The organism is Pengzhenrongella sp. (assembly GCF_036565025.1).
Classification (GTDB): domain Bacteria; phylum Actinomycetota; class Actinomycetes; order Actinomycetales; family Cellulomonadaceae; genus Pengzhenrongella.
Window position 1 is genome coordinate 1 of record NZ_DATCNW010000329.1, and the last position, 9169, is coordinate 9169.

Here is a 9169-nt window from a genome sequence, read left to right on the forward strand (position 1 = left end):
CATCGCCCGCGGCGTCGCCGGCGACGGCGAGATGCGGCGCCGGCGCCGTGGCCGCCCCGAAGCCGACGTACTCACGCGGGCCCGTCAGCCGGCCGGAGAGCACCTCCGCCGTCACTCGTGGATCGGCGAGCGCGGCCATCAGGGTCCGGTCCAGCTCCTGCACGACGGCGTCGCCGACGCGCTGGCCGGCGGGTGCCGCCAGCCGTCGCGCCCTGCTCACCAGCGAGGCGACCAGCTGGCGGCGTTGCCGGTTGAGATCGCGCATCGCCTCGCCGTCGAGCGAGGCCTCCGCGGCGCGCATGCCCTCGGCGAGCGCGCTCAGCTGGGGGGCGAGCGAGGCGTCGTCGCGCACGAGGAGATTCATCAGCCATGCCGAGACGGTCGGCTTGCGCAGCGCGGCGATCGCGGTCGCGAGGGCCTTGTCGCCGTCCGCCCGCGCCGCCCTCGCGGCGGTGTCCCGGTGCGCCGTGAACTCGTTCGGCGGCATCCCGTACAGCTCGTCCGAGACCGAGTCGAGATCGGTCATCCCCACCCCCAGGATGGAAGCTGTGAGCGACTGCGACCCACCTCACATAGGTCGATTCTTCTTGCCGTCCAGCCACGGCTCGTCCGACTCGTCGCGGTGCGATCCGGTCGAACCGACGTGCAAGCCGCCGATCTTCGGCCCGTTCTTGATCACGTGCACGAGCGCCATCGCGTGCCCTCGGCCGAGTCCGTAGTCGGCTTTGAGCCAGTCAACAATGGCGCCCGCCTTCGGTTGAGGTTCATCAAGGCCGCGCTCGTGCGCCAAGGCGATGAACTCGCGCGGAGTCAGGCCCGTCTTGTCCTCGATGTTGTCGAGGTACGCCTGGAATGTCATCCGACCGTCTCCTGAGAGCGAGCGTCAGCGGGAATCTCGTCGGACCTTAGTATGCAACCGGCCTTAGCATGCCGCCGATCGAAGGCTCGACGACGAGCGCGCAGTGCCGCCGCGCCGCGACCGCACGAAAGCCGCGACCGGCCGAAACCGGGCGCGCCGGTGTCGCCCGTTCGCATGACCGCGCCCGACGGCGCGAGAACCTACTGCTTCAACGGGTCGCCGAGCTCCTCGACGAGCTCGGCGTAGATCGGCGCCCCAAGGCCGGTTCGGTCGGGTGCGCCGGTAGTCATTGTCGGCGTGTCGAGCAGGGACATGCTGTCCTCCGGGTCGGTGCGGCGTGCTGCTCGCAGGCTGCCGTCGGCAGGTGCGGGCGCGGACCTACCACCAGCCTGCGCGACGTCAGGGGCCCGCAAGGACCAACCGGTGGGTGAAATCTCGCAAACCTCGCAGGTCACGGGACGGTCCGTCGCCGAGGCCGGGCGCAGCCCTGCCGGGACGAACCGGTCGATACTGGTGCCCGTGAAAACTCTTCCGTGCCCGTGCCAGAGCGGGCAGGTCTACGCCGAGTGCTGCGAGCCGTTCCATCGAGGCGCGGCGCGAGCGGCGACCGCCGAGCTCCTGATGCGGTCCCGGTTCAGTGCGTACGCCGTCGGCGACGTCGGCTATGTCCGGCGCAGCTGGCACGCGACCACCCGCCCACCCGACCTCGTGCTGGACGACGACGTGCGGTGGTACCGGCTCGAGGTCCTCGGCAGCTCCCGCGGCGGGGTCTTCGACACCGAGGGCACGGTCGAGTTCCGGGCCCACTACCGCGCGAACGGCGCGCGCGGATCGCAGCACGAGGTCAGCCGCTTCGTCCGCGAAGGTGGGGAGTGGCTCTACCTCGACGCCGTGCTCACCAGGGCGCGGTGAGGAAGACGTCGAAGAACTGTGGGTGGTGGGCGTGCACGACCACCGCGAACACGACGGCGTCGAACAGCATGTGGACCACCAGGACGTAGGTCAACGACGCCGTCTTCGCGAACGTCAGGCCTTGGATCAGCGCGAACGGGATGGTCAGACCGGGTCCCCAGCTGCGGTAGCCCAGCTCCCAGAGGAACGAGACGAACACGAGGGTCTGCAGCACGTTTGCCGGCCAGAGCGTGAAGTGCCGCCGCAGCAGCGCGAACACGGTGCAGACGAAGAACAGCTCATCCCACGTGCCCACGCTGGCCACGCCGACGAACAGCCGAGCGATCTCGTTGGGGCTCTCCAGCTGCGGCCAGTTCCGCCACACGCCCGAGGACAGGAAATACCACGGCAGCACCAGGTACCCCGCGAGCGAGACGGCGATGAGATAGGTCCAGTGCACGCGCGTCCACGGTCGGCGCGCACGCCAGGGAAACCGGATGGACCCTTCGCGAACCCACCGCCGCGACAGCGCGAACGGCACGACCACCGCGAGGGAGAGGGCGACGCCGAACCGCGCGATCCCGGCGTTCGTCAGGTCGGCCTTCAGGGAGATCGAGCTGACGATCGCCATGCCGGTGGCGATCAGCAGGAGGTCCGCTCCGAGCTTCCGGTCGACCCACCACGCGAGCGTGACGCCCAGCACGAGTGGCAGGTACGCCAGCGGGCGTACGTGCACGGCGTACAGCAGGATGGCGGACCCGCACACGAGCGTCGCGGCGAGCAGCCGGCCGGCTGCCAGCAGGCGACCGTCCGGGCGCGGCGTCGCGCGCCGTTCGTTGAGAGCGCCCTCAGCCACGGGCACCACTGTGCCTCACGTCGCGCCCGCACGGTCGAACGGTCGCAGCGAGCCTTGGGACGTTGCCGGAGCGGTCACGTCGGGCTGGAACGCGCGAGGCGGAAGCCGACGTCGTCGATCCGGAAGGTGGGGTGGCTGCGGCGTCGCACCGCGACCCGGCAGCTCCAGCGCTCGTCGAACCAGCCGCCGCCGCGGAGCACCCGATAGGCGCCGTAGACCTCCGCGTCGTAGACGTCCCAGCACCACTCCCAGACGTTGCCGAGCATGTCGTACAGGCCCCAGGCGTTGGGCTGCTTGCCGCCGACGTCGTGCATCCGCTCGCCGGAGTTGCCGCGATGCCACGCGATCTCGTCGAGCGGCCCGTACCGCGGGCCGGTGGTGCCGGCACGGCAGGCGTGCTGCCACTCCGCCTCGGTCGGCAGCCGGTACCCGTCGGCGGCCGCGTCCCACGCGATGTCCTCGGCGTCGTCCTTCACGAGGTACGCGGGCGCCAGTCCCCCGCGATCGGACAGCGCGTTGCAGAACCCGACGGCGTCCAACCACGAGACGCCCTCGACGGGCAACCGGTCGCCCCGCGCAGTGCTCGGTCGCCGGCCGGTGACCTGTTCGTACCGCGCTTGGGTGACCGGTCGAGCGGCGAGCTGGTAGGGCGCGAGATCGACCGACCACGTGCGCTGGGTTCGCCGATCCGAGAGCGTCACCTGCCCCGGCCCGATGGCGATCAGCTCGCGTTCTGGGTCGGTGTCCATGGGTAGGCGATCCTACCGATGCCGGGCGACGGCAGCTGACCGCTGCGGCGGGGATTCGTCGCCCCCTCGGCGCGCTCATCGGGATCGATCGCATTCTCTTTCCATAACAAACAACGAATACCAGGACAAAACATCTTCACATTTCACCCGTAATCTCGCCGCCGTGAATGAATTCATTCCCGATACGATCCGCCCAAGAACTTCGGTACTGGAGCCTGATCGGGATAGGACGCGCCTGATGGTCCGATCGATGAAGATGCGCTCGCCAGTGCTCGTCGCCGGGTGCGTCACGGCCGGCGCGGCGTTGCTCGTGATGTTGACCGTGATCCTGGCCCAGCCCTTCGGCGCCGCGATCGACGTCGCCGTCGTCGACATCATGGAGCTGGGTTTCGCGTTCGCCGGCGCGGCCGGTTGTGCGTTCGGCGTCGCGCGCACCGGCGGCCGGCTGCGGCGCGCCTTCGCCTGCCTGCTGCTCGCGTGCACGTCCTGGGGTATCGGGCAGCTGATCTGGACGGTGTACGAGGTCGGCCTCGGCCGCGAGACACCGTTTCCGTCGCTTGCCGACCTCGGCTATCTCGGTTTCGTTCCTGCCGCCGTTGCCGCGATCTGGCTGCTCCCGTCCCATGCTCGGGCGGGCGACCGCCGCCGGCACGTGCTCAGCGGGCTGACCGTCGGCGCCGCGGTCACGTTGATCTCGTGGTCAACCGTTCTCGGACCCACGGTGCAGGCCGGAGCCGACTCGCCGTTCTCCCTGGCGGTCTCGATGGCCTACCCGATCAGCGACATCGTGCTGGTCACGGTTGCGCTGCTCGCACTCGCGCAGGGCAGTGCGCACCGCGTGCCGCTGCTGCTGGTGACCCTGGGCATGTGTGCGATGGCGATCTCCGACGGTGCGTTCGCGTTCCTGATCGCGATCCACGACTTCTCTACGGCGGGGCTGGTCGACCTCGGCTGGTGCCTCGCCTTCACCTTGATCGGGCTCGGCGGGCTGGTGAGCCGCGAGGCCGAGCACGTGAGAGTCGTCGAGCGGTCCGTGGTCGCGGCTAGCGCATTGCCCTACGTGCCGCTGGTGGTCGCGGCAGTGGTGGTGCTGGTCCGGTACTTCGCCGCCGGATCGTTCGACCGGGTGTCCGCGGTGCTGACCACCGTGCTCGTCGTGCTGGTTCTGGCGAGGCAGTACGCGACGGTGCGGGACAACCAGATGCTTGCGCGCACGATCACTCGACGAGAGGCCGAGCTGCGGCATCAGGCGTTCCACGACGGGCTCACGGGCCTGGCGAACCGGGCGCTGTTCACCGACAGGGTGGAGCACGCGTTGGAGCTGCACCGACGTGACCATCATCCGGTCAGTGTCGCCTTTCTCGACCTGGACGGTTTCAAAGGGGTCAACGACCTGCTCGGCCACGCGGCAGGGGACGAGCTGCTCGTCCGGGTGGCGGAGCGCCTGCGTGGCGCGGTGCGCTCCGCGGACACCGTCGCGAGGTTCGGGGGTGATGAGTTCGCGCTGCTGATGGAGCACGGCGATGAGCCCGCAGCGGTTGCCCACGGGCTCGTGGAAGCGCTGCAGGCGCCGTTCTACCTGGACGGCCGATCGGTCGCAGTCTCGGCAAGCATCGGCGTGGCGATCGCGGGCGCCGACGCCGACGGAGCACTCGTGCGCACCGAGGACCTGCTCGGAAGGGCGGACATTGCGATGTACGCCGTGAAGCGCAGCGGCCGCAACAACTTTCTCGTGCACACGTCCAACCTTCGACTGGCCGAGGTCGATGACATGGCGATGCGACAGGCGCTCGGCGACGCGCTCAGCGAGGGGCGGATCCGCGCGGCGCTCCAGCCGATCGTGGACCTGCGCACCGACGCGGTGGTCGGCGTCGAGTCCCTGGCTCGATGGACCCACGACGGAGCCCAGGTCCCGCCGAACGTCTTCATACCGGTCGCCGAGCGCGGCGGGCTCATTTCGTCCGTGACCTCGCTGATGCTCGATCACGCGTGCCGGCAGCTCGCGCACTGGTCAACCGATCCCGGGCGCGCCGCACTGACCGTGAGCGTCAACGTCAGTGCGCAGGAGGTCGGGGACCCGTCCTTGACCGAGCGGGTGCGATCGGCCTTGGAACGGCACGGGGTTCCCGCGAACCTGCTCATCCTGGAGATCACCGAGTCCGCACTCATCGCCGAACCCGACGCCGCGCGCGCGGTCTTGACCAGCGTGCACGACCTCGGGGTCTCGATCTGGCTCGACGACTTCGGTACCGGCTACAACGGTTTCGCCCAGCTCATCGGTGTCCCGCTCGACTCGGTGAAGCTGGATCAGAGCTTCGTCGCCGACCTCGACTCGGATCCCCGCACGCGTCACCTGCTCGACGGCGTCATCACCCTGCTGCACCATCTCGGCGTGCGGGTCGTGGCGGAGGGGGTCGAGCGGCCCGACCAGCTCGAAGCACTGCGCGAGCTCGGGTGCGACGCCGCCCAGGGCTACCTGCTGGGACGCCCGATGGACGTGACGAACGTCGACGCCGGGACGGGCGCGCCGCAGGACGCAAGCTCGCCGTTCGCCGTCGGCTGACGGTGGACGGGTTCGTCGCGGCGCGCCCGGCACGTCGTGGCAACGTTGCCCGTTACCCGTTGCCCAACCCGTCATCCGTCGCCCAACCCGTCACCCGGCATTCATCACCCGCCTCTCGGTGCCCCGGCGACTCAAGAAGAGGTCGCAGGCGCCGATGGGTTGTCAGGGGGTGATTGCACCATGGGTTCGAGCCGAGCGTGCGTGAAGTGAAGCAGACTGCGCACGCAGCGCTCCGTGGCGGGCTCGTGTGGACGATGGGGCTGCTCGTGGCCGCGTACACGATCGGGTTGGCACTCCCCGGTGGGGGGTTGAACCCGTTCGTGGATCGCGGGCTGTGGATGCTGACCACGTGGGTGCAGGCGGCGGTGTGCTGGCTCGCGGTCTCGCGGACGGGACGTCGTCGCTGGGAGGTCCTCCTCGCGGCGGGCGCCGTGACCTCGCTCGCGGCCGGGAACACCTACTACGTCATGGTGGCCGGCACCGGGTCGCCGTTCCCCAGCGTCGGGGATCTGGGATACCTGATGTTCTACCCGTTGATGCTGGCTGCCCTGGTTGTCGCGGTGCGTCGTCGCGCGCGTGGGCTGGCGTCGTCGATCTGGTTGGACAGCGCGGTGGGATCGGTTGGCTCGGCCGCGGTGCTGGCGGTCGTCCTCAGCCCGGTGATCACGATCGCGCTGCGGGGATCGCTGTCCGTCGCCACGGTCGTCTCGCTCGCCTATCCGATGTTCGACCTCGCGCTCGTGGCCGCCGTCGCCGGCATCGTCGCCCTCGGGGGCGTCCGCGTCGGAACCGGTTGGGGTGTGCTGGGGGTGGGCCTGACGGTCTACGCCGCCTCGGACGTGGTGTATGCGCTGCAGCAGGTCAAGGGCAGCTACGTGTTCGCCACACCGCTCGACGCCGGCTGGGCGATCGCGCTCGCGCTGATCGTCGTCTGGGTCCACCGGACCGCGAGCCGCGACCTCCCGGTGCCGCAAGACCCGCCTCGCGGGGCCGGCGTGACGGCAATGGTGGTGTCGGCCGTGGCCACGGCTGCAGGACTCGGCGTGCTCCTCATGAGCAGCCAGACCCGGCTCTCCGTGCTGGCCGTGGTGCTGGCCGGAGTGACCCTGCTCGCAGCGGCGGGCCGCACCCAGCTGGCGTACCGCCAGGTCGCGCGGCTGGCGGACCTTCGCCGCCAGGTCGCCACGGACGACCTCACGGGGCTGCCGAACCGGCGCGCGCTCTACGCCGAGGGAAGCTCGCGCCTGCTGGATCCGCGGCGTGGCAGCCAGGCGCTCCTCCTGCTCGACCTGGACAAGTTCAAAGAGGTGAACGACTCCCTGGGGCACCACGCCGGGGACCTGCTGCTCGTCCAGGTCGGCGCTCGCCTGCTCGATCACCTGGCCGCCGGTCACCTGCTGACGCGCCTCGGCGGCGACGAGTTCGCGATCCTGCTCGACGACGTCGATCGTGAGGAGGCTGTCACCGTCGCCGTCACGCTGCGCGCGGCGCTCGCCGATCCGTTCGCGCTGGAAGGGCTGTCGCTGCACAGCAGCGTCAGCGTCGGGATCGCCCTGTTCCCCGAGGACGGCGCGGACCTGAGCACGTTGCTGCGCAAGGCCGACATCGCCATGTACAAGGCGAAGGCCTCCAGCGCCGGCCATCACATCTACTCCCGCGACGACGACGACGGCGGCACCACCCGGCTGCGGACGGTGGAGGAGCTGCGGATCGCTCTGGAGCGCGACCAGTTCGTCGTGCACTACCAGCCCAAGATCGACCTGGGCACCGGCGAGGTCCACAGCGTGGAGGCGCTGCTGCGCTGGAATCACCCCTCCCGCGGCTTGCTCTACCCCGATGCGTTCCTCAACCTGGTCGAGGCGAGCGGCTTGATGCCCGCGGTGACCCGGATGGTGCTCGGCGCGGCGCTGGACCAGGCCTCGACCTGGCAGGCGCGGGGCGAAGGCCTGACGATCGCGGTGAACCTCTCCGCCAGCTCGCTGGTCGACGCCGACCTGCCCGAGCAGGTCGCGGCGATGCTTGCGGCGCGTGGCCTCCCGTCGGGCGTCCTTCAGCTCGAGATCACCGAGGAGTTCCTGATGGCCGACCGCGCCCAGGGGCAGGTGATCCTGAACCGGCTGCGCGACAGCGGTGTGCAGATCTCGATCGACGACTTCGGCACGGGCTACAGCTCGCTGTCCTACCTGCGCGAGCTGCCCATCGATGAGATCAAGCTCGACCGCTCCTTCATCTTCCCGATGATCGACGACGCCCGCGCGGCCGCCCTGGTCGCCTCGACAATCTCGCTGGCCCACAGCCTGGGTCTGCGCATGGTTGCCGAGGGTGTCGAGACGGCGGTCGCCTACGACGAGCTGAAGCGCCTCGGCTGCGATCAGGCGCAGGGTTACTTCATCTGCCGGCCCGTTCCCGCCGTCGACCTCGGCCGCTGGCTCGGCGCACGCCTCGCCCCGGACCAGCCGGCTGCGGTCCCCGTGCAGAGGTCGCCGTCGCCCCTCGAGCAGGAAGCGAGCTTGATGCCACCGCAGGTCGGCGCCTGACGACGACGCGTCGGGAGCGGGGCCAGTGGGCGAGCGCCCCGGTCAGTCACCGATGCCGGGCAGGGCGAAGGTCATCGGGAAACTGGTGGAGGGCTCGGCCGGGCGTCCGACGTAGTAGCCCTGGGCGTGGTCGACGCCGTAGTCCCGCACCAGCTTGAGGGTCCGCTGGTCGGTCACGTACTCGGCGATGGTCTGCTTGCGCAGCCCCCGGGCCGCGGAGACCAGTGCCTGCACGATGATCTGGTTGGTCCGGTTGGTGCGCAGGTCGCGGATGAACTCGCCGTCGATCTTGAGGTAGTCGCAGGGTAGGTGCTTGAGGTAGTAGAACGACCCGTACCCGGCGCCGAAGTCGTCCAGCGCGAAGCCGCAGCCGAGGTCCGAGACGCGCCCGGCGAAGGCCAGCGCCCGGGCGACGTTGGTGATCGCGGCGGTCTCGGTGATCTCGAAGACGAAGGACTCCGGGGCGAGGTGCTTCGCGGCGAGCTCATGCTCGATGACCGCGGGCAGGTCGGGGTCCGAGAGGGAGGAGGCGGAGATGTTGATCTCCCACCGGAACCCGGGCGGCTGGCGGTGCCGGGCCGCGAGGTCGGTGCCGATCCGCACCACGTGCGTGTCGATCGCCGCGGCCAGGCCGTGCCGTTCGGCGATGCCCAGGAACTCCTCCGGTGCCACGAGGTGGTCGCCCTGGCGCATGCGCAGCAGCAGCTCGCAGCC

General features: G+C 70.1%; 7 protein-coding genes and 1 pseudogene. 3 read left to right on the forward strand and 5 right to left on the reverse strand.

Translation table 11 applies throughout. The features are described from left to right. Both VIM26_RS18895 and VIM26_RS18900 read right to left on the reverse strand, forming a co-directional pair. Positions 1–526 (reverse strand): annotated as a pseudogene (locus VIM26_RS18895) (hypothetical protein); the annotation flags it as partial. Between the two features lie 42 nt (positions 527–568). Continuing rightward, complete coding sequence (locus VIM26_RS18900; protein WP_331954092.1) at positions 569–859, reverse strand: DUF4287 domain-containing protein; 291 nt, start codon at positions 857–859, stop codon at positions 569–571. 519 nt (positions 860–1378) lie between these two features. Here VIM26_RS18900 and VIM26_RS18905 point away from each other — a divergent pair. Further along, complete coding sequence (locus tag VIM26_RS18905) at positions 1379–1771, forward strand: YchJ family protein (protein WP_331954094.1); 393 nt, start codon at positions 1379–1381, stop codon at positions 1769–1771. On the opposite strand, the gene VIM26_RS18910 is transcribed toward VIM26_RS18905, so the two are convergent. Together VIM26_RS18910 and VIM26_RS18915 are read right to left on the reverse strand one after the other, a co-directional pair. Further along, positions 1755–2552 carry a type II CAAX prenyl endopeptidase Rce1 family protein gene (locus VIM26_RS18910; protein ID WP_331954104.1) on the reverse strand — a complete coding sequence of 266 codons (798 nt, stop codon included), beginning with the start codon at positions 2550–2552 and terminating at the stop codon, positions 1755–1757. The two genes, VIM26_RS18905 and VIM26_RS18910, sit on opposite strands and share 17 nt — an antisense overlap. Before the next feature lie 128 nt (positions 2553–2680). Further along, the gene (locus tag VIM26_RS18915) at positions 2681–3355 is read right to left on the reverse strand and encodes a formylglycine-generating enzyme family protein (protein ID WP_331954096.1); all 675 of its coding nucleotides are present in this window, start codon (positions 3353–3355) and stop codon (positions 2681–2683) included. Between the two features lie 250 nt (positions 3356–3605). Here VIM26_RS18915 and VIM26_RS18920 point away from each other — a divergent pair, with 250 nt between their 5' ends. Then, a complete protein-coding gene (locus VIM26_RS18920; RefSeq protein ID WP_331954098.1) occupies positions 3606–5918 on the forward strand; it encodes a bifunctional diguanylate cyclase/phosphodiesterase in 2313 nt (770 codons plus the stop codon). A 206-nt stretch (positions 5919–6124) separates the two neighbouring features. After that, a complete protein-coding gene (locus VIM26_RS18925; RefSeq protein WP_331954100.1) occupies positions 6125–8455 on the forward strand; it encodes a putative bifunctional diguanylate cyclase/phosphodiesterase in 2331 nt (776 codons plus the stop codon). A 42-nt stretch (positions 8456–8497) separates the two neighbouring features. On the opposite strand, the gene VIM26_RS18930 is transcribed toward VIM26_RS18925, so the two are convergent. Then, positions 8498–9169 (reverse strand): EAL domain-containing protein (locus VIM26_RS18930; protein ID WP_331954102.1); only part of this gene is annotated, 672 nt, incomplete at its 5' end.